This is a genomic window from Nocardia sp. NBC_00416, assembly GCF_036032445.1.
GTDB lineage: Bacteria > Actinomycetota > Actinomycetes > Mycobacteriales > Mycobacteriaceae > Nocardia.
The window spans coordinates 1080463-1105550 of record NZ_CP107932.1; the positions used below are offsets into that span (position 1 = coordinate 1080463).

Consider the following 25088-nt stretch of genomic DNA (forward strand, 5'->3'; position numbering starts at 1 on the left):
CGCCGCCGTCACCCCACGCGCGGGTCTTCCCACAGCAGAACAGAGCGGCGGTGCGGACTCGCGGCGGCGGGCGTTACGGTGAGCGCCGCGGCGCGGACCGAGGCCTGTCGCAGCGCGCCGGCGGTCGGCCCGAGCCGGGAAACAGGCGAAAACTTATGTTTTGGTGCCGGCCGAATTCCGGTAGGGGGCAGGAGCGGCCCGCAGGTGTTGTGCCGTGCGCGGTGGGCGTCGGAAACTTGCTCCGATGCCGGCACCGCAGTGGTGCACGGCGGTCACCGACCCGGAGGGACCTCGATGTCATCTGCCATGTCGGCCGAGCTCGAGTGGGGCGCGTTGGCCGAGCCGATTCGTACCGCCGCCACCGGCGCGGGTGATCCGGTCTGGCAGGACACTGCGTGCCTCTCGTTCTGGGACCCGCTCGCCGAGGTGTTCGGGACCGTGCACGTGTGCACCTCGCCCAACGGGCCCGATTCCCGGCGAGCCCGCGTCAGCATCTCGGTCGGGGGCCGGGTCGTCGAGATCGTCGAACCGTTGGCGGAAGGAACGTTCACCGGTGCCGCTGTCCACTTCGACCTCGCCGGGCGGGTGGTGATCGATCATCCGGCCGTGCAGGCCGATCTCGCCGGTATCCCGCTGTTCCTGCCCGTCGAGTACGCGCCGAACCCGCTCCTCATTCCGTCCGGCCGGCCGGGTGGGCACAGTCAGCAGGCGTGTGTCGTCGAGGGGGTGGTGCGGCTGGACGGCGAGACCATCGCCACGGTGGGGCACGGTGTGCGTGACCGTACCTGGGGTTTCCGTTCCGCGGCGGCGCGCTGGGTCGAGTTCGCCGCCCTGTCCTCGGTGGATTCGTCGCGATTCGTTTCCGCCACCAAATTCCGCGGTCCCGACGGTGCACTGAAGGTCGAGGGCCACGTGATCGACGCCCGGGGGTCGACAGCGATCACCGATATCACCTTCGCCCGTGACGCCGCCGCGCAGTTCCGCTGGGCTCGGCTGGAATTGGCCGACGACACCGCCCACACGGTATCGATGCGTTCACGAGTCGGCGGATTCTGGGTACCCGCGGGCCGGGTCGACACCGCGGGACCCGTCCTCGGCGTGTACGACGATTTCATCCTGCTCGGTGGCGAAGGATGGTGTAGTGGGGGACTTTTCGAACAGGCGGTGGTGCACCGGGTGGTCTAGCTCCCGGGCCTGCCCGTGCGCGGAGTCAGAGGACCTGACGCAGGAACTGTCGAGTCCGGGGACTCTGCGGATTATCGAAGAACTGATCCGGATCCGCGTCCTCGACTATTTTTCCCTCACTCATGAAAACGATGCGGTCGGCTGCCGCCTTGGCGAAGCCCATCTCATGGCTGACGACGACCATGGTCATACCCTCGTCGCGCAAGCGGACCATCACCTCGAGCACCTCTTTGACCATTTCGGGGTCGAGTGCCGACGTGGGCTCGTCGAACAGCATGACCTTCGGTTTCATCGCGAGGGCCCGGGCGATGGCTACCCGTTGCTGTTGCCCGCCCGACAACTGGGAAGGATAGTTCTCTCCCTTGTTTCCCAGACCCACCAGTTCGAGCAGTTCCCGAGCCTGCCGGCGAGCGGCCTCCTTCGGGGTGCCCAGTACATGCCGCGGACCCGACGCGACGTTGTCCAGGGCACTCATCATGGGAAAGAGATTGAAGCTCTGGAACACCATTCCGGTGTGATGGCGCTGTTTCGCGATCTGGGCTTCCGAGAGGGGGCGCCGCCGCCCGTCGTCGGTGAACCCGATCATCTCGCCGCAGACGCGCACGGTGCCCGATTCGATCGTCTCGAGGCAGTTCAACGTTCGCAGTAGTGTGCTCTTTCCGCTGCCCGACGGCCCCAGCAGGAGAACTACCTCTCCCTTGGCCACACAGAAGTCGATTCCGTCGAGCACGACCAGGTCGTTGAACGCTTTGGTCATGTTCCGAACTTCGACCATCATCGGAGATTTCTCCGTGACACCGGTCATCGATTCACCGCCTCTGCCTCGAGTGCGCTCTCGTCCGGAATCTGCGACTCCCGAGAGCTCTTGTGTGTGTAGTTCCGGTCGTAACCTCTGCCGACCCGGGCCTCGAGCAGCCGCTGGATCAAGCCCCACAGGGTGGTCAACACCAGGAAGTACAACGCGGCCGCGCACAGTCCTTCGAGCACTCGGAAATTGACCTGTACCAGGAACTGTGTCCGCCGGAGCAGTTCCTGAACAGAAATCACCGACACCAGTGTCGTGGTTTTCAGGAGCCCGTTGAAGCTGTTCCCCAGCGGGGGAATCATCACGCGAAGCGCCTGCGGCAGCACGACCACCCGGAACACCTTGGCCGGAGACATTCCGAGTGCCCGTGCGGCTTCGGTCTGACCGGCGGGGACCGACATGATCCCCGAACGCACGATCTCGGAGAGGTAGGCCGCCTCGTTGAGCACCAATCCGAGGAGTGCGGCTTCGATCACCCCGAGTTTGATCCCGACCTGCGGCAGCCCGGTATAGATGATGACGAGTTGAACCAGCAGCGGGGTGCCGCGCATCAACCAGACGTAGAACCCGGATACTGCGCGCAGCGGAATGAATCGCGAAGAGCGGGCGGCGGCGACCAGCACCGCGAGTATCAGCCCGAGGATCATGCTGACGACGGTGAGCCAGATCGTGACCCACGCGCCTTCGAGTAACTGCCGACTCGTCAGGATGGAGAAGAATGCGTCCCAAGACCACATGGGAATGCCTTTCGGATAGAGCTGCGGATCAGCTGTCCAGCGGACCCGTGCTCACGGTGATGTCGCCCTCGTAACCGGTGACGCCGTACTGGTCGAACAGATTCGCGAGGTAGCCGTCGGCGCGCATCTCGGAGAGAACGCGGGCCACTTCGGTCGCGGCCTTGCTGTCCTTGGCGAAGCCCATGGCCAGGGGTGCTTCGTTGATACCGCCGACCGCGGTCTCGAAACGGCCGTCCTTCTGGTAGAAGGACGTGACCGACTCCACGATGGAGGTCCCGTCGAGTTGACCCGCGGACAATGCCTGGTAGGCGTCGGCGTTCGTCTTGAACGTCTGAACCTTCAGCGCGGGTTTGCCCGTGTCGGCGAATCGCTGAGCGAGCGCGGTGAGAGTGTCGAATTCGTATCCGGGCGCTTCGACTCCGATCGTTTTGCCCGCCAGGTCGTCGACAGTGGAGATCGATTCGGGATTGCCCGACGGCACCGAGATGGACACCGCCTGGACCTCGTAGGGCACGAGGTCGATCGTTTCCGCGCGGGCCGGCGTGTAGAACATCCCGGTGTCGATCATGTCCCATCGACCGCTCTGAACACCCGGAATCTGGGCGTCGAAGTCGATGTTGACGAACTTCGGCGCGAGACACAGGCGCGCGGCGATCTCCTTGCCGAGATCGACCCGCATGCCGATGACGTCGCCGTCGGCATCGACATATTGCATCGGCGGAAGCGTGGCGTTGGTGGCCATGGTCAGCGCGCCCTCCTGCGCGAGATCGGCGGCGCCGAGGGTCGGTGAACAATTCGTCGGGGCGGCGACCTCCTCGGATGAACTGCACCCTGTGACGGCGGCGGCAACGACGACCGCTGCCGCGAATCCGATGATCTTGCGCATTGACGAGCCTTTCGAGATGAACTGCACCCGCAGCCGAGGTTTCGGAAAAGTCGAAATCGATTCGCCCGTGTTGTGGGATCGATTGCATACAGAGTGGCAAAACCGGAGAGGACCGTCAACGCCGTTTACACATCCGGCACCGGGGTCATCAACTGTTAACGAGACGGCGGATCGGTCGACGAACTCGTGTGGACGCCGTGGCGGGCGCGGCACGATTCCCGTTCGATCAATCGCGCGCCGATCCGGTAGGTCCGGCCGTCCGGTTCGGCCGCCTCGTTGATCTGCTGGAAGAGCAGATCCATCGCCACATTCGCCAGCTGGCCGGCGCCGTTGTCCACGACGGTGATCGCCGGCTTCCACAGTGCCAGCCAGGGCATGTCCTCATGGCAGACGAGGGACAGTTCATCGGGTAGGGATACACCCCGCCCCGACAGTGTGGGCAGGATTCCGAACACCGCCTCGTGATTGGCCGCGTACAGCGCGGTCATCGGCTCCGGCTCGTCGAGCAGGGAGTTCACCGCCTGGGCGCCGAACTCGGTGGTGAACGGTCCTTTGCGAACGAGTTCGTGGTCGACCTCGATCCCCGCCTCCGCGAGCGCGAGCCGGTAACCCTCGAATCGCTCCCGGCCGGAGGTCGCGTCCGCGGTGCCGCCGATATATCCGATGCGGCGGTGTCCCAGCCTCAGCAGATGCGCCGTCGCGTCCCGGGCGCCGTCGAGGTCGTCGGCGAGCACGGTGGAGGCCTTGCTGCCGTGCACCGACCGGATGAGGTTCACCACCGCTCGACCCTGTGTCAGCAGCGCGTTGGAGGCAGTTGCGCTGCGACCGCTCCCGATGATGATCGTCCCGTCCACCGCATGCTCGCCGAGCATCGCCAAGACGTCGTTCTCCCGCGTGGGATCCGCGTCGGTGATGCACAGGATCACCTGGAACCCGCTGGCCGAGGCCCTTTTCTGCACCACCTCCGCGACAGTGTGAAATGTCGCGTTCAGGAGGTTGTTCATCACCAGCCCGACCAGGTGCGATCGGTTGGAACGGAGTGCGCTCGCCGCGCGGTTCGGTCGATACCCGAGTGTGCGGGCCGCGGTTTCCACCGCGGCCCGCGTCTCCGCCGAGATCAACCTGGATCCACTCAATGCGCGCGACGCAGTACTGCGGGAAACCCCCGCGGCGACCGCCACATCGATCAAAGTGACCGCCATCGACCCCTCTTGTCTCGATTCCAATATCCGGGCAACCGATATTCGACACCGCCGGCGTTACGACCAGGTTTCCGGCTTGACGGCGGTGGCTGCCTGACGGCAGTGTATGCAATCGATCCCATCATCGTTGGGAAAATGACCATCTCCGGTGGATTTCCGCTCGAAAGGCATCACCACATGAATCGCGATGACGTCTCGTGGTCCGGATACTGGCCCGCGGCCCCCACACCGTTCACTGCGTCGGGCGCTCTCGATACGGACGCGCTCGGATCGTTGATGGATCTGTACGCCGGTATGGGTGTGGACGGGGTACTCGTCAACGGCAGTACCGGTGAATGGTTCAGCCAGACCGAGGACGAGCGCCGAACGGTGACAGAGGTGGCGGTCGATGCGGTCGCCGGCCGATTCCCCGTCGTCGTCGGCATCAGTGCGTACACCGCGCAGCAATCGTCGGCATTGGCGGTGCACGCCCACTCCGCCGGAGCCGACGGCGTGCTGGCCACACCTCCGCCCTACGTCCACACCTCGCCGGACGAGACGCTGCGGTTCTACGACACCGTCTCCACCGCGACATCGCTGCCGTTCATGGTCTACAACTGGCCGCGGGGTGTTTCCGTCGATATCGGCACCAGTCCGGGTCTGTTCTCCCGGTTGGCCGATCTCGACAATGTCGTCGCGATCAAGGACAGCACCGGAAACTGGCTGTCGATGCTGGACACCGTCGAAGCGGTGGCGGGCCGGGTCCGGGTGTTCGGGAGTTTTCTGCACCGGCGCGGACTGGCGGCGCTGCTCGAACTGGGTGGAGACGGCAATATCGACGGCGGCGGCGTCGGAGCGCCGTTCGCCGTACCGTTCTATCGTGCGGTCGCGGCAGGTGACGTCGAATCCGCGCGCGGCTGGGCCGACAAGTACCGCGCGTTCTCCGGACGCCTGATCGGCGGCGACTACAGCGGCGTGTTCGCCTCACCCATTCCGCAACTGAAAGCGGTGATGAACCTGCTGGGCCAGCCCGGCGGCACCGTGCGTGAACCCCTGCTCCCGGTGACGGATGCGGCGGCCCTGGCGGCGCTCCAGAACATCATCGACGACTCCGGCATCGCCGAAGCGTCGGCGCGGACCCTGGGAGCCGACCGTGCATGCTGAGGTCGACGCAGTGGTCATCGGCGCCGGAATCGTCGGCGCCGCAGCGGCACTGGCCCTCACCCGAGCGGGATCCCGAGTGGCCGTGCTGGACCGGACGACACCGAACACGGCGGGCTCTGGCACGACCGCCGGCAACCTGCACATCCAGACCATCCACGCGCGCCGCCCGGGCCAGGGCGTCGCGGTCGATGTCGAACGCCTGCTCCCGCTGCAGAAGGCCACCAGTGGGTTGTGGGACGTGCTGGCCGACTCCGTGCCCGATCTCGGTCTCACCCGGTGCGGCGGATTCATGGTCGCCGAGACCGAGGAGCAAGTACTCCGGCTGCGGGCCAAATACGAATGGGAACGCGCCGCCGGAATACCGACGGAGGTGCTGACCGGGGATGAGGCGCGTCGCGCGCTACCACTGCTGGGTCCGACGATCGAAGGCGCCACCTGGTGTGCCTGGGACGGCTTCGCCGAGCCCGCCGCGGCGGCCCCGGCGGTGTTGCGTCGAGCTGTCGCCGAAGGCGCGGCCCTGCACTCGAATACGCCGGTGACCGCCCTGCGCCGAGCGGATGAGAAGTGGGAGGTCGTGACTCCTGCCGGCAGGTGGCATACGCCTGCGGTGATCGACGCCGCCGGCCCGTGGATGGCCGATATCGCCGCACTGGCCGGGGTTCGACTCGATCTGACGCCGATGTCGCTGCAGATGCATTCCCTTGCCGCTGCCCCGCGCACCCTCGACGTATTGGTGCAGCACGTCGGTGAAGGCATGTCGATCAAGCAGGACCATCGTGACCGCCTCGTACTCGGGGGCGGATGGCCCGCGGGACCGTTCCACCCGAGCGGTAGCGCGCCGATCCTCGCGGACAGCACCACCGGCAACCTCGCGCAGGTGGCCCGGCTGCTGCCGCCGCTGTCGGGTGGGCGACTGCTCGAGACGTGGACCGGGCCGGTCGTCACGACACCCGACGAAATGCCGGTCATCGGTGAACTCGACCGGGCGCCGGGGCTTTTCGTCGCGGGCGGTACGTATTCGTTCACTTTCGCTCCACTGTGGGCAGAACTGCTCACGGCGCTGGTACTCGGGAAAGCCACCGGGCTCGACGTATCGGCCTTCTCTCCCTCCCGCCTCGTTCGACTTCCGACACAGTAAAGGTTCTTCTCATGGCTCTGGTCACCATGTTCGTCAATGGACAGGCAATGTCCGGTGGCACTCTCAACGACGCATTGGACAACGCGCGATTCCTCGGCAGAGTGACAACCGCCCCCCGATACCGGTTCTACTCCGTCCGTGACGAATTTCCCGGCCTGCACCCCGTCGCCGAGGGCGGTGCCGCGATACCGGGTGAACTGTACGAAGTCGAGTACGACGTCCTGCGTGAGGAACTGCTGCCACGCGAACCGGCCGAACTCGAACTCGGTGTCATCGAACTGGCCGACGGCAGTGGATCGCTGTCCATGCGAATGCGTGAGACCGCGCTCGGCGCACCCGATGTCACCGATATCAGTGACCGGGGCGGCTGGCTCGCCTACCTGGAGGGCACCCGATGAGAATCGTGCGCGGAGGTACCGTCGTGGAATCGAACTGGTCCGCGCCGGCCGACCTCGTGATCGATGACGGCAAGGTCGTGGCCCTGCTCGCACCGGGGACCAGCGTCGACGAATCCGCCGAAGTCATCGACGCCACCGGAAAACTCGTGATGCCCGGTGGCGTGGATCCGCACTGCCACGTCGGCTTCACCTCCGGCGAGTTCACCTCGCTGGATTCCTATCTCGAATGCACCACCGCCGCCGTTTTCGGTGGGACCACCACCATCGTCGACTTCGCCATACCGCGCCCGGGCCAGTCTCCGCTCGACGCCGCGGAGAAGCAGCGCGCCAAAGCGGGGGAGGGGTTGTGCGACTCGGCTCTGCACGCCTGTGTCGTCGAATGGGACGAGACGACCGGCGGGCAACTGGCGACCATGGCCGCCGCCGGAATTCGGACGGTGAAAATGTTCACCACCTACGCCGGCGAGACGATGGCGAATGAACACACGATCTTGAACACCATGCAGGCCACCCGGGATCTCGGCGGGATGGTCATCATCCACTGTGAATCCGACGCCATCGTCGCCGATGCGCAGAACAGCGCGGCGGCGACCGACGACATCGATGCCTCCCATATGTCGCGCACTCGACCGGAGCTCGCCGAGACCGCTTCCGTCGCAGCGATACTCGCCATCGCGGAATCACAGGACGCACCGGTCTACTTCGTGCATCAGTCCACCTCGGCCGCAGTCGAACTGGTGGTCGACGCACGCAAACGCGGAGTGGTCGCGTTCACCGAGGCGGTCGCCCACCATCTCACGCTCGATGACACCGCGTACGCCGGCGCGGAACCGGAACGTTTCGTCTGCTGCCCGCCGCTGCGCCCGGCGGGGATCGTCGAAGGTCTCGGCCGTCAGCTGTTCACCGGGAACATCACCACGATCGGGTCCGATCACTGCTGCTACGACACCGCGCAGAAGCGATCACACCGGCACGACGTACGGCATATGCCCAACGGGCTGCCTGGCGTCGAAACACGGCTCCCCGTCGTGTTCTCCCACTACGTAGCCGGTTCGGGATTGGCGCCCAGCCGATTCGTCGAGCTCACCGCGACGAACCCCGCGCGCACCAACGGCCTGTACCCCCGGAAGGGCTCGCTGATGCCGGGATCCGATGCGGATATCGCGATCTGGGATCCTGAACTCGAGTGGACGGTCACCTCCGATGAGCTGCACATGGCCACCGACTACACCCCGTACGAAGGACGACGTCTCCGGGGTAAACCGGTGACTGTCCTGGTGGGCGGGCGCGTTGTCGTCGACGGTGGGCGACTCATCGATCCGACGCCGCACGGCCGGCACCTACCGGCGGCCCCCCTGGACTTCAGCGGTGCGTTCCGCATGTGAGTCCGCGGTCGCCCGGGTTGTTCGCCGGGCGGGGCTCATGATGCGAGCCCGGAATCCCGAATGGCCTCGGCCAGCGGCTCCAGTACGGCCGGGTCGTGCGGGGTCGGCAGGTAGATGATCGCGAGGTCCAAACCCTCCTCGCCCAGCCCGGCCGCCCAATCGACGACCTGCCCGTAGCCGGCCAGCGGGTCCAGCCTGGTCTGCGCCGAGAGCGTGATCTCCTTCGGGTCCCGGCCGATATCGGCGCAGTGGGCTGCCAGCACATCGCGCTTCCGGGCGAATTCCGCGCGGGTTCCGGCGACGAAGTTCCAGTGCTGGGCGTAGCGGGCGGTGATGCGGAGGGTGCGTTTCTCGCCATTGCCGCCGATGCAGATCGGGGGATGCGGGCGTTGCGGGCCCTTGGGTTCGTTGCGCGCGCCGGTCAATTGATAGAACTTGCCGTCGAAATCCGTCGTCTCCTGGCTCAACAGTCCGATGAGTACCTGACAGGCCTCCTCGAATCGGTCGAGGCGTTCGGTGACACTGCCGAGTGGGATGCCGTACGCCCCGGATTCCTCCTCGTTCCATCCGGCGCCGATCCCGAGTTCGAGACGGCCGCCGGAGATGATGTCGAGGGCGGCGGCCATATTGGCCAGCACCGCCGGATGCCGGTAGTGCGCGCCGGTCACCATCGTGCCCAGCCGCAGGCGCTCGGTAGCCTGTGCCAGCGCGGTCAGGGTGGTCCAGCCCTCCAGGCACGGTCCGGTGGAGTCGGAGAAGATCGGGTAGAAATGGTCGAAGGTCCATCCGGATTCGTAGATCTCGATATCGTCGGCGGCCCGCCAGACCGCGAGCATATCGGCCCAGGTGGTTTCCTGCGGTGAGGTTTTGAATGCGAATCGCATGACGACAGGCTAGAAGTTGGAGTGCACTCCAGGTCAAGTCGAATCTCGGCGTGTCGCCTCGGGTCGCGACCGGCCCCGTCCGACTCAGGTGGGTGGACCGGGAACCGAGGACAAGGCTTCCGATGTTCGGCAAGCCGGTTCGTCGGCGTTGCCATCGGTGGGCAGCGCGCTGTTTGTCGCCGATGTCGGCTCTGGCTAGCATCGCTGTCCCGAGGACTTGCCTCGCGGGCACAACGGACCACATCGCCAGTGAGACGCTGCACTGCGACGGCAGCACTTGTCCGGCGCCGACCCGAAAGAGGCAGCGTGACAACAGAACAGACGCAGCGGCCGTTCCCCACACGCCAGGAGCGCCGAATAGCGGAGTTGTTCGAACGCGACCGTCAATTCCGGGATGCCGCACCATTGGACGAGGTCACCGCGGTGCTCGAACGGCAGGGTATGCCACTGGCCGAGGTGGTGGCCGCCGTCATGGACGGCTACGCCGACCGTCCGGCGCTCGCGCGGCGCGCACATGAACTGGTCACCGATGAGCGGACGGGCCGGACCGCACTGCATCCGCTCGAACACTTCGACACGGTGAGTTACCGCCAGTTGTGGGATCGGGCGGCTGCCGTCGCGACCGGTTGGGCGTGCGCCGACGACCCGCTGCGCCCCGGCGATTTTCTCGGTCTGCTCGGGTTCACCAGCATCGAATACGCGACACTCGTGCTTTCGTGTGTGTACTCGGGGGTGGTCGCCGTACCGCTCCAGTGCGGTGCGCCGGCCGCGCAGCTACAGCCGGTGGTGGCCGAGACGGAGATGAGGGTGCTGGCCACCAGTACCGAGTACCTCGCGATCGCCGCCGGCGTCGCGGCGATCTCGCCGACCCTGCGCCGGATCGTCGTATTCGATCACCACCCGGATCACGACGCCGATCGCGCAGCCCTCGCCCGGGCGCGCGCCCAGCTGTCGGACGTGCCGCATCCGGTCACGGTGGAGACGCTCGCCGAGGCGTCCGCGCGATCCGCCGCGCGCACCCCGATGCCGTATTACACGGGATCCGATGACGCGCTGACGATGTTGATCTACACCTCCGGGAGTACGGGTACGCCCAAGGGCGCGATGTACCCGCAGCGGCTGGTCGCGGCACTGTGGCGGGGATTCCAGTCCAGTGTGAACCGGATTCCGGTGATCGGGTTCAACTATCTTCCGATGAGCCATCTGGCCGGGCACGTGTCGCTCATCGGCACCCTCGCTCGCGGCGGCACCGGCTACTTCGCCACCGCGAGCGATCTGTCGACCCTCTTCGATGATCTGGCATCCGCTCGGCCCACCGAACTGAATCTGGTTCCGCGTATCTGCGACATGCTCTATCAGCTCTACCAGAGCGAGGTGGGTGGATCGGTCGGCGGGACGGCGGAATCCGAGGCGGCCGACCGGGTGCGGACGCGCCTGCGCGAGGAAGTGCTGGGCGGGCGGGTCGTGCGCGCGGTATGCGGGACAGCGCCGCTGGCCGCCGAGACCGCCTCCTTCATGGAAGCGTGTCTCGACCTCGAGTTGCACGACGGTTACGCCTCCACGGAAGCCGGTGGCATCATGATCGACACCCGGCTGCTGCCCCCGGTTGTCGACTACAAACTCGTCGATATGCCCGAGCTGGGGTATTTCGGCACCGATCTACCGCATCCACGCGGCGAATTGTTGCTGCTGACCGCGAATATCATCCCGGGCTATTACCAACGTCCGGAACTGAACGCGACCATGTTCGACGCGGACGGATTCTTCCGGACCGGCGATATCGTGGCCGAGCTCGGACCCCGGCAGATCGCCTATCTCGACCGCCGATCGAACGTGCGCAAGCTGGCCAACGGCGAATTCGTGGCGGTGGCACACTTGGAGTCCGTCTTCACGGGGTGCCGGTCGATCCATCAGATCTTCCTGCACGGCGATTCGGCACGGTCCTATCTCGTGGCCGCGATCGTGCCGACCGCGCACGCCCTGCGCGAGGCGGCGGATGAACCGGCGCTGCGCGCGCGGCTGGCCGGTGAACTCCGCGCCGCCGCCGAGCAGGCCGACCTGCAGAACTACGAGGTGCCCGGGGACTTCCTAGTCGAACCGGAGCCGTTCAGTCCGGCCAACGGGCTGCTGTCCGACTCGCGGAAAGTATTGCGGCCCAACCTCGAACGGCGCTACGCGCACCGGTTCGCGCAACTCTACGCGGATGCGTCGGCGCGGCGGTCCGAGCGACTGCGGGAACTGCACGAATCGGCGGGGCCGACCCTGGACACCCTGGTGCGGGCCGTGCAATTGCAGTTCGCCCGCGCGGACCTGGCGGTGACAGCCGAGTCCGGTTTCGGCGAACTGGGCGGTGATTCCCTGACGGCTGTGCTGTTCGCCGAACTCCTGCACGAGATCTTCGACGTGACGGTACCGGTGCACGTCATCGTGTCACCCGATACCGATCTGCGCGCGCTGGCCGGATACCTCGACGCCCGGCGCGGCGAACACTCGTCGCGGCCCGGCTGCGCCGATGTGCACGGTGCGAACGCCGCCGAGGTCCGAGCAGCCGATATCACTGTTGCGCGGGTGCTGGGGGACGACGTGAGCACGTTCGCGGCCGATCCCGGCACTGTCGCCGAGCGCGTACAGACCGTGGTGCTCACCGGAGCGACCGGCTACCTCGGCCGCTTCGTCCTGTTGGAACTGCTCGCTCAGCTGCCCGAAGACGGCACAGTGATATGCCTCGTCCGTGGTGGCGACGACGCGACCGCGGCGCAGCGACTGGACGAAGTATTCGGCGGCGCAACCGAACTCACGGCGCGGTACCGGGAACTCGCGGCGGGCCGGCTGGAGGTGGTGGCCGCTGATATCACCGCGCCGCGCCTGGGACTGACGGAGCGTCGTTGGCGGCGGCTCGCGGCCGAGGCCGACGCTGTCGTGCACGTCGGCGCTCTGGTCAACCACGTCCTTCCCTATGGCGAACTGTTCGAACCGAATGTGGCGGGCACCGCCGAACTGATCGGGCTCGCGGTGTCGCAGCGGTTGAAACGGTTCACCTACGTCTCCACCGTGGCCGCCGCCGATCCGGCCTCGCTCGCCGACGAGCAGGCCGATGTGCGGTCGAGCGGCCCGATACGGCCGCTGCACGCCGGATATGCCAGTGGATACGCGACGAGCAAATGGGCGGGGGAGGTGCTGCTGCGCGATGCGCACGCCACCTGCGGGCTGCCGGTGACCGTGCTGCGCCCGAGCATGATCCTCGCGCACAGCGCTTTTCCCGGTCAGCTCAATGCCTCGGATATGTTCACACGTCTGGTGATCAGCCTGGCGGTGACCGGCCTGGCGCCGCGTTCCTTCTACCGCGCCGGAGCCGAGGGCGCGGCGGCCCACTACGACGGACTGCCGGTCGATTTCGTCGCGGCGGCGGTCGCCGGACTCGGCAACCGGGCCGCCGGTTACACCACTTACCACGTCGTGAACCCGCACGACGACGGGATCTCACTCGACACCGTCGTCGACTGGCTCACCGAAGCGGGTTACCCGATGCGCCGAATCGACGACTACGACGACTGGCTGAACCGCTTCGGCATCGCATTGCACGCCCTCCCCGAACGGCAACGGCAGCGTTCGGCGTTCCCGGTACTCGATGCCTACCGGACACCGGCGCTGCTGGTCCCCGGCTCCCCGGCGGCGACCATCGACACCGCGGCGGCCGTCCGCACCGCCGGGCTCGGTCGATCCGGCACGATTCCGCAGATCTCCCGCGCGCTGTTGGAAAAGTACCTCACCGATATGCGTGAAATGGGTCTGGTTACCGTGGATCCCGCTTCATCGGACTGAGACGGCTCGAGTCCATTCCGCCTCGCCGTTGACGTCCGGGGTGGCACGGGGAGGTGACGCGGCGCCTCCGGAGCGAGTGGACGAGCCGAGGCGGCCGACAGCGCCGAGATCGGTCACGAGGAACCGTCGGCCGACCGGAGCAACCGCGTGTGCAGCGCCAGATACAGCCGCGCCGCGTCGGCGGGCACCGCGAAGGCCGCGCCCGTGAGCCGCTCTATTCGTTTGAGGCGGTGCAGGACGGTGTTGCGATGCAGGTGCAGGCGTCTCCCCACCGCCGACGTGGATCCGGCCAGTTCGTACCAGGCCAGGGCGGTGTGCACGAGAAGGTCGGCCTCGTCGGGCGGGAGCCGGTCGAAAGCGGCGAGTACATCGGCGAAGACGTCGGCGGCGAGTGCGGGGTCGGCCGCGATGAGCGCACGCTCGGGCGCGCAAGCGTAGGTATGGATTCCGGTATCCGCCGGGCTCAGGCACCGGAACGCGAGGCGTGCCTGGTCCAGCGCGGCGGGTGCGAACCGCAGGTCGGTGAACGGCCGGCTCGCGCCGGCCCGCGCACTCACCGCGCCCAGCGCGCGGTCGAGCGCGGCCGGGGATACCGCGACGGCGAGGGTGACCCGGTCCTCGCCGAGGAGGGTGTGCGCGGTGGTTACCCCGGTCGCGACGAGATGGATATCGCCGACCAGGACGACCGACGTGGCTCGGGTGCGCGAGCGCAGCATCCTGGCGCCCAGCTCGGCGCGCTGCGCGGGCGGAAGGCCCGGGTCGAGCAGCGCCCGCAGCAACCCCTGATCGGGTTGTGCGGTCCCGGTGGCGACGACGCGCCGGTAGGCTTCGGCGGCCGCGACGGAGTAGTCGTCGACGGTGGCCCATACCAGCGTGGACAGCCGGGGCAGCGCGGCTCGATCGTCCGGGCCGGCGCGTTCGACGATCACCTCCCAGAACGCCAGCCCCGCGACGCGGAATGCGTGCAGCAGGCTTTCCAATGGGATCCCGCGCTCGGCCTTGAGGCGTCCGGCCCGGCGCGCGGGTTCGAGCGAGTACGGCGACTCGGCGAGGGCGTCCAGCCATGCCGCGCAACTGTCGGCCACCAGGGTGAGCAATTCGTGGTGACCGAGCGCGGCGTCGTCGTAGTCCTGATCGTCGTTGCCGATCCGGGCGGTCACCAGCTCGGAGATCGCGTCCGAATCGGCCCGGAGCTCGCGTAAGAGGCGCGACGGCTCGGAGTGCGTGTCCTGGCTCACTGCCGCCAACCTAGCGGGCGGTGTGCGCGTGCACAACGGGCGGTGCCGAAGTCGGGACATGGGCCCATCGCCACGAGGCACCGTCTCGCTCGATACTGGGATTCCCTCAGCGATCCGGACGCCGCCCGCCGGTTCCGCGGACCGATCCAGTCGGCTGCGGCAACCCGGCGAGATCGTCCACGCGGTCTGTGCGATAACCCGGATCGTCCCTTGCCGCGCACACCTCGGAGCTGCCGCCATGACCACTGCCATCAGCGAACTGTTCGAGCGCTACCACGCGTGCTGGGCCGATCGCGACCCGGACCGGATCATCGAATTCCACACCGCCGACTCGGTGTTCCATCTGCACTCCGGCCAAGGCCCGGTGCGCGGCCGGGCCGCGATCCGGGAGGCCGCGGCGGGGACCTTCGCCCTGGTTCCGGATCTGAGCTTCCACCTGATCTCCCTGCGCGTCGGGGCGGATTTCTGGGTGGTGCAGTGGCAGTTGACCGGGACTTCGTCCACCGGCAAGCACGTATGCGTCGACCTCGCGGATTACGTCCTGGTCCAGGACGGCGCGGTCCAGGAGAAGCATTCCTACGTCGACGGGGTCGCCATGCAGGCCGCGCTGGCTTGAATCGCCATCGGCCGGGTGGAGCGCGCCCTCATCGCGCGCTCCACCCTGCTTCATGGCCGATCGCCACCGCGACCTGGTTCGGGTGCTGGCCGACTCGGTATCGGTGACGCTCGGCTACTGGCTGGTGGCCCGTGCCGAGACCCTTCGCCGTCCGGAAGTCGCCGCAGTGGTCGCCGGGATCTGATCCGTGATCGACGACTGGCGCGCCGCCCTTCTCGGCCGCCGGTGAGCGGCGGGGGTGGATGGCGGGACGGCCACGGGACGGCCGCACGGCAGGTGGCCGTGTACCGGAGATTCTCGAATTATTATTCCGAGAACGGTCCCTCTTCATCGAGTGGTAATGCTCGGTAAAACCCGATTTGGGCCACTGGTAAGAAATTCACTGTCCCTCTCGTGGCGTTACTGTATGGTGTCCGGAAACGTGTAACGCCACCTTGGGGGCGCGGTGATGCGCGTTCCCATTATTGGGAAACTTGTTCATTTCAGACTGTGTATATACTGCCGATCGCAGTGTGCTGCACTGCAGCGGTGATGTTCGACATCGAGATGGGGCGAACACACCGACGCGTGAATCGAGGACCGATTTGACCGCCGCATCCTCAGTGGCAGCTTCCATGTCACCTGTGGTCATCAATGTGGTAATACGCTGGCGCGCGACGTGTCTCGCTGACTGACTTTGCGTCCGCAATCCGCCTGAACACCATCCTCCGGCGCCGCCGCCGTATATGTCCGAATTGTTAATGTATGTCCGGATCATGTGCGGCGATTGCGTCGATTTGTGCGTCCTTATACACGGAGAAATGATGAAACCGCATGTGTTGATCCTGCATCGTTGGCGCGATTTTTTCGCCGTATACGATACCTACCTGGACCACTCGAAGTGCTCCGTTACCTATATATGCTCGCCGGACGGACGGAACTCTGTCCCGCCGGCCGCGGCCGCGGTACGTGTCGTCGACCTCAACGAGACCGCCGCGCTGGCCGCCGCCGCGAACGAACTCGTGGAGAAATTCGGGGTACCGGAACGTGTCGTCGCGTTATCCGAGATGGATCTCGACCGTGCCGCAGACCTCCGTGTCCGATTTCGTATTCCCGGCGACCGGCCGGAGCGGACGGCCGTATTCCGGGACAAACTGACGATGTACCGTGCCGTTGCCGCATACGGTATCGCGCTTCCCGGATTCGCCGAGGCCGTAGCGGAGTCCGATATCGCGGAATTCGCCGCGAGCCACGGCTGGCCTGTTGTCACGAAACCCCGTGTCGGTCAATGTAGTTACGGATTCCGCCGGATCGACGGTCCCGGCGAGCTCGCCGCGCGTCAGGAGGCCTGGGAACCGGCGCTCGTCCAGGAATTCTGCGCCGACCCGGTGATACATATCGACGGTGTCTGGTCGGGTGCCGGGCTGGGGCCGTGGCGGGCATCCCGTTATATCAATTCCTGCGCGGGGTTCGCGGATCTCGGAGTCCTCGGCTCGGTCGAGATCGACGATGTCGAATTGAACCGGCATATAGAAGAATTCACTGCCGAGGTGTGTCGCGCGCTCAGCCCCGGCATGCCGCTGGTCCTTCATCTCGAGGCGTTCCTCGGACAAGACGACGCCGGCGAACCGCGGATCCGTTTTCTGGAGATCGGCGCGCGGACCGGCGGTGCGGAGATTCCCTTCCTGTGGCGTGAGGTCCACGGGTACGACCTGATGGAGGCGCAGACCAGGATCCAGCTCGGCGAGCAGCCCTCGGTAGAACGGCTTTCCGACGATCGCGTCGGGGGCTGGCTGCTCATCGCGCCCACCGCCGCGCCGCCCTATCGGGTCACCGCGGCAGGTCTGGCCCAGGCTGCGGACGGACCCTATGCCGCCGTCCTGCCCGAGCCGGGTTCTGTTGTCGCCAACGACTACGGGTACGAGCTCGGTAAATCGCGGTTCCGCTTCGCGGGCGCCGGCTCCGACGAGGTCGAGCGGGCAGTCCTGAACACGGTCGCCGGATTCCGATCAACCTGTGTACCTCTCGAAACCACCGCGGTTCGCCCGCACATCCTGGTACTGCATCGTGTCCGCGGACTGTCCATCCCCTATGCGGAGGTCATCGATCACGATTCGTACGCGGTGACCTACGTGTGCCCCGCGGCGGCGCTGACCGCGGTGCCGTCCGCCGCCGCCGAGGTGATCGTGGTCGACGATATGTCCGACGCGTCGGTGGCGGCAACGCAACTGTGCGGTCGATTCGGGCCCCCGCACCGGATTGTCGCGTTGAGCGAGTTCGACCTGCTCACCGCGGCGCAGTTGCGTGCGGAATGGGATGTGCCCGGTGACCGACCAGACCATATCCGGCTCTTTCGCGACAAGTTGCCGATGGGCGAGGCGATACAGGCGGCCGGTCTGGCGATCCCGGGCTTCGCGGCCGCACACGCCGAGGCGGATGTACAGCGGTTCGCCGAGGAGCACGGCTATCCGGTGATCGTCAAGCCGTGCCTGGGGGCCGGCAGCCGGGGCGTGATGAAGCTGGACGGTCCGGCGGACCTGGCATCGCTACCCGCCCTGGATACCGAACCCTGGCTGGTTCAGCAGTTCTGCCCGGGCGAGATCGCCTTCGTGGACGGGGTGTGGACCGGCGAACAGCTGGGACCGTGGCGCGCGTCGTCGTATCTGGACACCTGCCTGAGCTTCGCCGCGGGCGGTCGGACGCTGGGCACGGTGGAAATCGACGATCCGGCCTGCACGGCCGCGCTCGAGTCGTTCGCCGATGCGGTGTTCCGGGCGCTGAGCCCGGGCTCGGCGACGGTGTTCCATCTGGAGGTGTTCCTGCTGACCGATGCCGACGGCGCGGTCCGGATCGAATTCCTGGAGGTCGCCGCCCGGTTCGCCGGAGGTGAAACGGTTGATCTGTGGCGCGAGGTGCACGACTACGACCTGGTCGCCGCGGCGATGCAGACCCAGCTCGGGCAGCCGCCGCGTGCACACGACCTCGCGGGCACGGCCGTGGCCGGGGAACTCCTGGTGCGCCCGCCGATCGATCCACCGTGCACAGTGGAAGCGGCGCGCCTGTATGTTCCGGACGACGCACTGCGGCCGTATGCCGAAAATATCCCCGAGCCCGGGACGACCATCACCGAGAGCTTCGGCTATCAGGGAATCGGCGCGAGCTTCCGGTTCCGCGGCCCGTCGACAACCGACGTTCGTGCCGCGATCGAGCGGACGGCTGCCGGTCTGCACATGCACTGCGTGCCCGCGCATTCCGAGTCGGCGGCGGTGCGTGTCTGACCATGGCGACCTCGGCAGAACCCGTTCTCCGTCCCGAAGGCCGGCTCCGGGACGCCCGCCGTACCCTGATGATCGTCGTATCGGGCGCCGGACTGGCGGCGGGTGTTTACCTGACTTCCGGCATCCTGTATTTCACGAGAATCGCCCATATCTCCTCCGGTCGAATAGGTTTCGGGCTGAGCATTGCCGGTGGATTGTGCGTGGCCGTCGTCATCGCCGCCGGTCGAGTGTCGGACCGCTTCGGTCCCGGCCGGACACTGCGTTGGTCCCTGGTCTTCGCCGCGCTCGCCACAGCGGCCCTGCCCTGGGTACGCGACGGTACGACATTTCTCGTCATCGTTCCGGTCACCTCGGCGGCGCACGCCGGCGCCCAACTGGCCGTGGCGACAATGGTGAGCCGCCTGGGCGGTGAGAATGCCAACGAACTACGCGGCTACCTGCGGTCCGTGCTCAATATCGGACTGGCCGTGGGTGCGGGGCTGTCCGGGCTGGTGGCGCAGTCCGATTCACCGAGTGTCTATCGGGCGATCTTCTTCGGAACCGCGGTAATGCTCGTAGCGGTGGCGGCCCTGGTGGGCGGCCTTCCCGACCTTCCGCCGGACGCCCCGGGCCACGGCGGCGCCTCCCGAGCGGTATGGCGAGACCGGCCGTACCTCGCACTGGCCGCGGCGGACGGAGTGCTGTCACTCCAGCACAGCGTCCAAGCGGTGGCCATTCCGCTGTGGATCGTATCCGCCACGGTCGCGCCCCGGTGGTCGATCGCGGCGGCCGATATCGTCAACACGGTCATCGTGGTGTTGTTCCAGGTCCGCGTGTGTCGGAGGGTCGCGACCCCGACGGCCGGCGCGCGTGCCTACGTGTACTCGGGGTGGGCTGTGCTCGGTGCCTGCCTGCTCGTCTCCATGACCGCCGATCACTCCACGTGGCTGTCGCTGATCCTCATCGGCATCGGCGCCGTGGTTCTGGCGGTGGGCGAGTTGTGGCATTCCGCGGCGGGCTTCGAGCTCTCCAACACGCTGGCCCCCGCTGCGGCGATCGGCCGCTATCTCGGTGTCTACGGTGCGGGTCTGCGTATCGCACAGACCACCGGACCGGCTCTGGTGACCTGGCTGTGTGTGGGGCTGGGCAAGATCGGCTGGCTCATTTTGGGCGTCATCATGGTCGGCGCGGGCCTGATGACGCCCTACCTCACCGCCTGGGCAACTCGGACCAGGCCCGCTGTAGGGGATGCGCTCGACGGGCGGGGGTGAGGGTGTAACCCTGCGGCGTGTCGCACGGCGAGAGCTCCATCGCTGCGGCCGATTTCGGTCGCAGCGATGGTCTCGTTGACCGGTGCCGATCAGTCGACCGACTGGTCGGCGCCGGGACCGTCCGACGCCGGCGGTGTGCGATTCGATTCCGGGACCTCAGGACCTCGGGATCCGAGGATCGCGGCCGCGGTCGCCGCGATCGTCCGGTTGCCGTCACCGACCAGTACGGTCAGGGCTTCCTGGGCCGCATCACCCGGAACCTCAGCGAGCGCCTGGGTGATGCGCGAACGCGTCGGGGTGTCGACCGTGTCGTCGAGCGCATCCTGTATGGCCCGGACGATGTCGCGGGCCGGGATCGCGACCTCTGCCAGCGATCCCAGCACCTCGGCGGCCCCGACATCGGACCGCCCCTGGACCACCATCTCGAGGAGTGCGGGCATCGCCTCGCCGACCCGCCGGGAGCCGAGCGCCAGCGCGGCACGGTCTCGTACCGTCACATCGCAGTCGTCGAGAGCCCGCCTCAGCAGCGCCGTTGCTTCCACGCCCGGAACCGCCGCTATCGCCTCGGTCGCCCGGCGCCGGATATCGACCTCTGTCGAATCAAGACCGGCGGCCAGCTTCTGCAATCCCGCACCGGCCGCCCTGGCCAGTGACCAGCGCAGCGCACCGGCAACATTCGGATCGTCCTCCGACAGCGCCGCCTCGACCAGCGCGCCGACCGGCAGCGCCGCGGTCTCGTTCTGGGACAGCACCGCTTGCTGGCGGCGGGATCCGGAATCCGAGTCGAGCGCGCGCAACAGCGCCACGATGCTCATGACCTCGCCCCACCGAGCGGGCGCGGCCGCCTCGACGCGCTCGAGTTTCTCCAGCAGTTCCTGCTCGGCGGCGATTCGCGCGCGGGTGTGCCGGATGAGCTCTCCCACCGATTCCCCCGGCGCGAAGCCGGGCTCGTCGAGTGCCCGCTTGGCCTCGTTCAGCGACAGCCCCAGGGTCCGGAGGCACTCGACATGAAAGAGGCGGCGAATATCCTCGGCGGAGTATTCGCGGTAGCCGCCGGACGTGCGGACAGACGGCTGCACCAGGCCCAGCGCGTCGTAGTGGCGCAGCATGCGCGTGCTGACACCGCAACGCCGCGATACCTCGCCGATCAACATCGCATCGCTTTCCCTTCTATCCGTCCGAACCGGTCACGGCGACGCGCGTGGCCATCTCGAGTGAGAGGGTGAAGCCACTGTCGGGGTCACGGCAGAGCTGATCGGTGGCCTCCGCATGAGCACGAACACCCGGATCGGGACTCGCCATGGCGGCCTCCAGCACCGGGGCCGCGGCCGCGCCGAGTGTCGCCAGCGCACGGCTCAGCCCGAGTTGCATGTGACGGTCACCCCGCCCGAGCGCGGTCGCCAGGTCGACGGCGAGCTCCCGCTCCGCTCCGGGCACGACGAGCACCGCGGCGGCCCGCCACGCGCTGAGCGCGACCTCGTCCTCTGGGTCGTGCAGCAGCGTCGACACCGCGGGCCAGGCACTCGGGTCGCCGATCTTGGACAGGGTGTGCAGCGCCTGACTGCGTGCCTGCGTTGTGTCGGACCCGAGCTCCGCGAGCAGCATCGGTACCGTGATGTCGGCCGGTAACCGGCACAACGCCCAGGTGAGCATGTCCCGGACGAAGAAGTCCGGTTCCACCGCGCACCGGGCGACGAGGATGTCCGCCAGTCGCGGATCGCCCAGCGTGCCGGCCGAGAGCGCCGCCCGCAGTCGAATCGACGAATCGGCTCCGGACAGGGCATCGACGAGGCGAGCGTCCGGCTCGCCGTGGTTGGTTGTGTTCACGACAACCACCTCCTTCGCCGACCATTCGAGTCCTTGTCACAGTGTCAGGGTCAAGCCGAATCCGATCGCGTCGGGTCGCGGAACAGCGTGCCTGTGGTCGGGAACGGCGCGATCGCGGCCGATTTCAGTGTGCCGGTGCGACCGCATACAGCGGAAACGTGCCGTGGAAGCCCTTCAGTTCGGTTCGGCGTGCGGCGGTGACGCTGATATCCGAGGCGCCGGCCACGGCCGCGCGTACTTCCTCGCTGACCAGAATTTCCCCACCGTGCGCCTGACCGGCCACCCGGGCGGCCATGGCTACGTTCCGTCCGAAGAGATCGTCACCGCGGCGGACCGACCTGCCCATATGCACTCCGATCCGCACCCGGACGCGCACGCCGCCCGAGGGTTTGGCGATGGCGCCGATGGCGCCCTGCACCTCCAGGCCGCAGCGCACCGCCTGCTCGGCGTCGCCGAAAGCGATCATGAAGCCGTCGCCCTGGCTCTTCACGATGTGCCCCCCGTATTCGGTGACGAGTTTGCGGATCAGCCGGTCATGGCGGCCGAGCAGGGCGACCCAGGCTCGATCACCCAGCCGTTCGTTGAGCGCGGTGGACCCTTCGATATCGGAGAAGGCGATGACGACATCTCCCTCGGCGGTCAACCGGGCCAGGTCGGGCCGCTCGACCTGGGCCCAACCGGCCAGATCTTCGATCGAGTCGAGTACCGCCGCGCGCAACCCCTTCTCGCGGACGAGGCTCGCCATCTGCCACGCGGTTTTCATCGCGTCCCGGCCGCCGTCCATCAGCAGTCGACGGGTATCGGGCCTGCGCTGCAGCTCGGTCAGTTCGCGGCGGCTCTGCACGAGCAACCGCCACAGCACGATGAGGCCGACGGCCTCCGATACGGCGATCACCGCAAGGACGTACCCGATTATCGTTGGAAACCCTGTCACCGCTTCGTCCTACGTCGGCGCGGCGGTGTCGCCGCGGTGAGCCGGGTCGCCGCCGGCGGCCTGGCTCAGCTGTTGGGAGATTTCGGGCAGGTCGGCGTGAATCCGGCGGTCCATGGCTCGTGCGAGCAGTTCGTCGGCGACCTGACGCACGGCCGGACGCAGCTCGGTGATCGTGCCGGCGAGCTCGTGTAGTCGCTGGGGGGAGGGGTCCTCCAGGACCTGGCCGAGCAGGTGGATCCGGAACTCTTGGACGAACGCGAAGGCCATCCGGTCGAAGGCCGCTTCCAATTCCCAGCTCAGCGCGAGTATCGAGCGCAACGGGATGCCGGTGGCGACCAGCGCCGTGGCTGCTTCGAGCAGTCGTGCGCTGGAGTAGACGAAGCGGTCCTCCTCGATGCGCAGATAGCCCAGCGCGACGGCTTCGGTGATGGCCTGTGGGGTCGCTTGTTCGCCGAAGCGGGTCAGCATCTGCTCGAAGTCGATGGTTACTTCGCCGTCGCCCCACGCTTGTGCGGCCGCCGATTCGAATCCCAGTAGTTCCGAGACTCCGCCGCCGTGCTCGGCGCTCGTCAGCAGGTCGGCGATGCCTTCGAGACTGTGGCCGCGGGCGAGCAGGTCGGCGATGAGTCGCAGCCGCTCGAGGTGGGTGTGGTTGTAGAAGGCGTGGCGACCCTGACGGCGCGGCGCGTCGAGGAGACCCCGCTCCTGGTAGTAGCGCACCGTCCGTACCGCGATGCCGGCGGCTTCGGCCAGTTCCGCAACCCGGTACTCCGGTGTGCGTTGCGTCATCGTCATCCTTCCGCTCACCGTCCGCGAGACGAATCTCGGCAATCTTAACCGCACTGTCTCAGTAGATGCTGGTTCAGAGGTGCCGAAACTGCGGGTCCGCTCGGGATGACCCGGGCCGCAAGCGGGCCATTGTGGTGCAACTCACCGTCGGTTACAGTTTTTACTGATATGGACGGTTGGCGGCGGACCGATTCGGCGCAGGGGATCCGTGCATGCGGTGGTGAGGAGGTCGAGGTCGGTGCTGACGAGCAGCCCTCATGTCGTTCGGGAACTGAAGATCGCCGGGATGCCGGCAGCCGAGCACCTGCCGCATACCCCTCGACTATCCCAGCAGTTACTGGACCATCTGGCCGGCGCGGACGACGGCGCCGAGCCGAGAACGATGATGCCGTGCGGTGTGGTGCGGCGTGAGGCCGCCGAGGTGGTGACCGGATGTCTGCATTTGGTGGCAGCGGCGCTACAGGGCCGCGCGGTGGGTGAGGTACCCGAGCCTCTGCACAGCAAGATCGCGGACTGGGCGGCGGAGGGCGTGGCCCTGGAAGCCGTTCAACACGCCACCCATCTCGGGTTCCGGTTCGTACTGGACCTACTCGCCCGGCGTGCCCACGGCGCCGACAGTCAAGTGATGGTCGTGGCAGGCCAGCGTCTGGCGGAGGTCCTGAATCACGTCATCACCACCTTTACCGGAGCCTACCTGCGTGAACTCCGCGCCCACACTGCCACGCGGCATGCGGCCGCCGAGGCGCTGGCCGCTGCGCTGATCTCGGGGACGAGTACGGCGGAGATGGCGCGTGAGAGCGGTTTCCGGGACGCGGATGCCTATGCGGTGCTGGCCCTCGCCCTCACCGGACCGGCGGCCGACGCCGGGCCCGACCACATGGACGCTCGCCGGCGGTTGCGCCGGCTGCGCACCGAACTCACCCGCGGCGGCGATGTGCCGTTGGCACGGCTCAGCGAGGTGGGCGGCACCGTCCTGGTTCCGCAGCATCCACGCGATGACTCGACCGCCCCGCGACTGTTCGAGCGGCTGCAGGTCGCGGCGCGCGGCTCGCTGCTGGCCACCGTGATCCGGGCTCGCCCCGACGAGGTGCCCGACGCGACCCGGCGCGCGCACGAACTGCTCGACCTCGCCCAGCGTCTGCACCGGCCCGGCCGGTTGTATCGGATGGCCGACTTGGCCGTGGAGTACCAGATCACGCGTCCCGGGCCGGCGCGGCAGCGTCTGGCGCGAGCCCTCGATCCGCTGCTGTCCCAGCCCGAGCTGCTGCACACGCTTGCCACCCACCTGGCCAATGACCGCAACCGCCAACTCACCGCCCGCGCCCTGTACATCCATGCCAACACCCTCGACTATCGCTTGCGCCGCATCGCCCACCACACCGGTCTGGATCCCGCGCACGCCGACGATCTGTGGCACCTACAAGCCGCTCTCATCGCCAACACCTACGAAACCGACCCCGCTGATCCCCCGGACCCGCCGCTCGCGAATCATGAAAGCTCCAGGTATGCCGGGTTATTCGAAGCCGAGGCGGCCACGGTCCTGCCTGCGCCCGGGTTGCTCGGCGAGCCCGGCACGGTGGTGAGCTGATGCG

The 25088-nt window shown here is 67.3% G+C and carries 20 protein-coding genes and 1 pseudogene; 11 read left to right on the forward strand and 10 right to left on the reverse strand.

All coding sequences use genetic code 11. The annotated features are described in order from the left end of the window. The first annotated feature begins 294 nt into the window (after positions 1 to 294). On the forward strand, positions 295 to 1185 hold the full coding sequence (locus tag OG804_RS04860; protein WP_328394282.1) for a hypothetical protein: 891 nt from the start codon (positions 295 to 297) through the stop codon (positions 1183 to 1185). Between the two features lie 25 nt (positions 1186 to 1210). Here OG804_RS04860 and OG804_RS04865 read toward each other — a convergent pair whose 3' ends face one another. From OG804_RS04865 to OG804_RS04880, 4 genes are all read right to left on the reverse strand, one after another. Then, entirely contained in the window at positions 1211 to 1960 is a 750-nt protein-coding gene (locus OG804_RS04865) for an amino acid ABC transporter ATP-binding protein (RefSeq protein WP_328398239.1), read from the reverse strand. A 26-nt stretch (positions 1961 to 1986) separates the two neighbouring features. Continuing rightward, a complete protein-coding gene (locus OG804_RS04870) occupies positions 1987 to 2727 on the reverse strand; it encodes an amino acid ABC transporter permease (protein WP_328394284.1) in 741 nt (246 codons plus the stop codon). 28 nt (positions 2728 to 2755) lie between these two features. Beyond that, the gene (locus tag OG804_RS04875; protein WP_328394286.1) at positions 2756 to 3613 is read right to left on the reverse strand and encodes an ABC transporter substrate-binding protein; all 858 of its coding nucleotides are present in this window, start codon (positions 3611 to 3613) and stop codon (positions 2756 to 2758) included. A 155-nt stretch (positions 3614 to 3768) separates the two neighbouring features. Beyond that, on the reverse strand, positions 3769 to 4815 hold the full coding sequence (locus OG804_RS04880; RefSeq protein ID WP_328394288.1) for a LacI family DNA-binding transcriptional regulator: 1047 nt from the start codon (positions 4813 to 4815) through the stop codon (positions 3769 to 3771). Positions 4816 to 4992: 177 nt separating this feature from the next. On the opposite strand from OG804_RS04880, the gene OG804_RS04885 reads away from it, so the two are divergent. Genes OG804_RS04885 through hydA form a run of 4 tightly spaced genes read left to right on the forward strand, consistent with a single transcriptional unit; the run spans position 4993 to position 8879 of the window. Then, positions 4993 to 5958 carry a dihydrodipicolinate synthase family protein gene (locus OG804_RS04885; protein ID WP_328394290.1) on the forward strand — a complete coding sequence of 322 codons (966 nt, stop codon included), beginning with the start codon at positions 4993 to 4995 and terminating at the stop codon, positions 5956 to 5958. Further along, complete coding sequence (locus OG804_RS04890) at positions 5948 to 7096, forward strand: NAD(P)/FAD-dependent oxidoreductase (protein ID WP_328394292.1); 1149 nt, start codon at positions 5948 to 5950, stop codon at positions 7094 to 7096. The genes OG804_RS04885 and OG804_RS04890 overlap by 11 nt, the downstream gene beginning before the upstream one ends. An 11-nt stretch (positions 7097 to 7107) precedes the next feature. Continuing rightward, positions 7108 to 7494 carry an allophanate hydrolase-related protein gene (locus OG804_RS04895; RefSeq protein WP_328394294.1) on the forward strand — a complete coding sequence of 129 codons (387 nt, stop codon included), beginning with the start codon at positions 7108 to 7110 and terminating at the stop codon, positions 7492 to 7494. After that, complete coding sequence (gene hydA / locus OG804_RS04900; RefSeq protein ID WP_328394296.1) at positions 7491 to 8879, forward strand: dihydropyrimidinase; 1389 nt, start codon at positions 7491 to 7493, stop codon at positions 8877 to 8879. Before OG804_RS04895 ends, hydA begins: the two co-directional genes overlap by 4 nt. A 35-nt stretch (positions 8880 to 8914) precedes the next feature. On the opposite strand, the gene OG804_RS04905 is transcribed toward hydA, so the two are convergent. Next, positions 8915 to 9763, reverse strand: a complete 849-nt coding sequence (locus OG804_RS04905; protein ID WP_328394298.1) for an LLM class F420-dependent oxidoreductase — start codon at positions 9761 to 9763, stop codon at positions 8915 to 8917. Positions 9764 to 10069: 306 nt separating this feature from the next. Between OG804_RS04905 and car the strand changes: the two genes are divergently transcribed. After that, entirely contained in the window at positions 10070 to 13585 is a 3516-nt protein-coding gene (gene car, locus OG804_RS04910) for a carboxylic acid reductase (RefSeq protein ID WP_328394300.1), read from the forward strand. A 113-nt stretch (positions 13586 to 13698) separates the two neighbouring features. On the opposite strand, the gene OG804_RS04915 is transcribed toward car, so the two are convergent. After that, positions 13699 to 14823, reverse strand: coding sequence for a PucR family transcriptional regulator (locus OG804_RS04915; protein ID WP_328394302.1), 1125 nt, complete (start codon positions 14821 to 14823; stop codon positions 13699 to 13701). Positions 14824 to 15061: 238 nt separating this feature from the next. On the opposite strand from OG804_RS04915, the gene OG804_RS04920 reads away from it, so the two are divergent. From OG804_RS04920 to OG804_RS04935, 4 genes and pseudogenes are all read left to right on the forward strand, one after another. Next, positions 15062 to 15439 (forward strand): nuclear transport factor 2 family protein, encoded by a 378-nt coding sequence (locus OG804_RS04920; protein WP_328394304.1) that lies wholly within the window; start codon positions 15062 to 15064, stop codon positions 15437 to 15439. 43 nt (positions 15440 to 15482) lie between these two features. After that, a pseudogene (locus OG804_RS04925) lies at positions 15483 to 15623 on the forward strand (LysR family transcriptional regulator); the annotation flags it as partial. Between the two features lie 616 nt (positions 15624 to 16239). Beyond that, the gene (locus OG804_RS04930; protein WP_328394306.1) at positions 16240 to 18696 is read left to right on the forward strand and encodes an ATP-grasp domain-containing protein; all 2457 of its coding nucleotides are present in this window, start codon (positions 16240 to 16242) and stop codon (positions 18694 to 18696) included. A gap of 2 nt (positions 18697 to 18698) precedes the next feature. Beyond that, positions 18699 to 19946 (forward strand): MFS transporter, encoded by a 1248-nt coding sequence (locus OG804_RS04935; RefSeq protein WP_328394308.1) that lies wholly within the window; start codon positions 18699 to 18701, stop codon positions 19944 to 19946. An 89-nt stretch (positions 19947 to 20035) separates the two neighbouring features. Here OG804_RS04935 and OG804_RS04940 read toward each other — a convergent pair whose 3' ends face one another. The 4 genes from OG804_RS04940 to OG804_RS04955 form a co-directional block, all read right to left on the reverse strand. Next, the gene (locus OG804_RS04940) at positions 20036 to 21100 is read right to left on the reverse strand and encodes a MerR family transcriptional regulator (protein ID WP_328394310.1); all 1065 of its coding nucleotides are present in this window, start codon (positions 21098 to 21100) and stop codon (positions 20036 to 20038) included. A gap of 16 nt (positions 21101 to 21116) precedes the next feature. Beyond that, entirely contained in the window at positions 21117 to 21773 is a 657-nt protein-coding gene (locus tag OG804_RS04945) for a HEAT repeat domain-containing protein (protein WP_328394312.1), read from the reverse strand. A 124-nt stretch (positions 21774 to 21897) separates the two neighbouring features. Further along, positions 21898 to 22707, reverse strand: coding sequence for an adenylate/guanylate cyclase domain-containing protein (locus tag OG804_RS04950; RefSeq protein WP_328394314.1), 810 nt, complete (start codon positions 22705 to 22707; stop codon positions 21898 to 21900). A 9-nt stretch (positions 22708 to 22716) separates the two neighbouring features. After that, a complete protein-coding gene (locus OG804_RS04955; RefSeq protein WP_328394316.1) occupies positions 22717 to 23496 on the reverse strand; it encodes a MerR family transcriptional regulator in 780 nt (259 codons plus the stop codon). A 238-nt stretch (positions 23497 to 23734) separates the two neighbouring features. On the opposite strand from OG804_RS04955, the gene OG804_RS04960 reads away from it, so the two are divergent. Beyond that, a complete protein-coding gene (locus tag OG804_RS04960) occupies positions 23735 to 25084 on the forward strand; it encodes a PucR family transcriptional regulator (protein ID WP_328394318.1) in 1350 nt (449 codons plus the stop codon). Positions 25085 to 25088 lie beyond the last annotated feature (4 nt).

Bases quoted from the DNA above. Each gene is read 5' to 3' on its own strand.
- OG804_RS04920 (WP_328394304.1), top strand. From the start codon at position 15,062: ATGACCACTGCCATCAGCGAACTGTTCGAGCGCTACCACGCGTGCTGG.
- OG804_RS04940 (WP_328394310.1), bottom strand. From the start codon at position 21,100: ATGTTGATCGGCGAGGTATCGCGGCGTTGCGGTGTCAGCACGCGCATG.
- OG804_RS04865 (WP_328398239.1), bottom strand. From the start codon at position 1,960: ATGGTCGAAGTTCGGAACATGACCAAAGCGTTCAACGACCTGGTCGTG.
- OG804_RS04905 (WP_328394298.1), bottom strand. From the start codon at position 9,763: ATGCGATTCGCATTCAAAACCTCACCGCAGGAAACCACCTGGGCCGAT.
- OG804_RS04880 (WP_328394288.1), bottom strand. From the start codon at position 4,815: ATGGCGGTCACTTTGATCGATGTGGCGGTCGCCGCGGGGGTTTCCCGC.
- OG804_RS04935 (WP_328394308.1), top strand. From the start codon at position 18,699: ATGGCGACCTCGGCAGAACCCGTTCTCCGTCCCGAAGGCCGGCTCCGG.
- OG804_RS04895 (WP_328394294.1), top strand. From the start codon at position 7,108: ATGGCTCTGGTCACCATGTTCGTCAATGGACAGGCAATGTCCGGTGGC.
- OG804_RS04955 (WP_328394316.1), bottom strand. From the start codon at position 23,496: ATGACGCAACGCACACCGGAGTACCGGGTTGCGGAACTGGCCGAAGCC.
- OG804_RS04870 (WP_328394284.1), bottom strand. From the start codon at position 2,727: ATGTGGTCTTGGGACGCATTCTTCTCCATCCTGACGAGTCGGCAGTTA.
- OG804_RS04860 (WP_328394282.1), top strand. From the start codon at position 295: ATGTCATCTGCCATGTCGGCCGAGCTCGAGTGGGGCGCGTTGGCCGAG.
- OG804_RS04885 (WP_328394290.1), top strand. From the start codon at position 4,993: ATGAATCGCGATGACGTCTCGTGGTCCGGATACTGGCCCGCGGCCCCC.
- OG804_RS04930 (WP_328394306.1), top strand. From the start codon at position 16,240: ATGATGAAACCGCATGTGTTGATCCTGCATCGTTGGCGCGATTTTTTC.
- hydA (WP_328394296.1), top strand. From the start codon at position 7,491: ATGAGAATCGTGCGCGGAGGTACCGTCGTGGAATCGAACTGGTCCGCG.
- OG804_RS04875 (WP_328394286.1), bottom strand. From the start codon at position 3,613: ATGCGCAAGATCATCGGATTCGCGGCAGCGGTCGTCGTTGCCGCCGCC.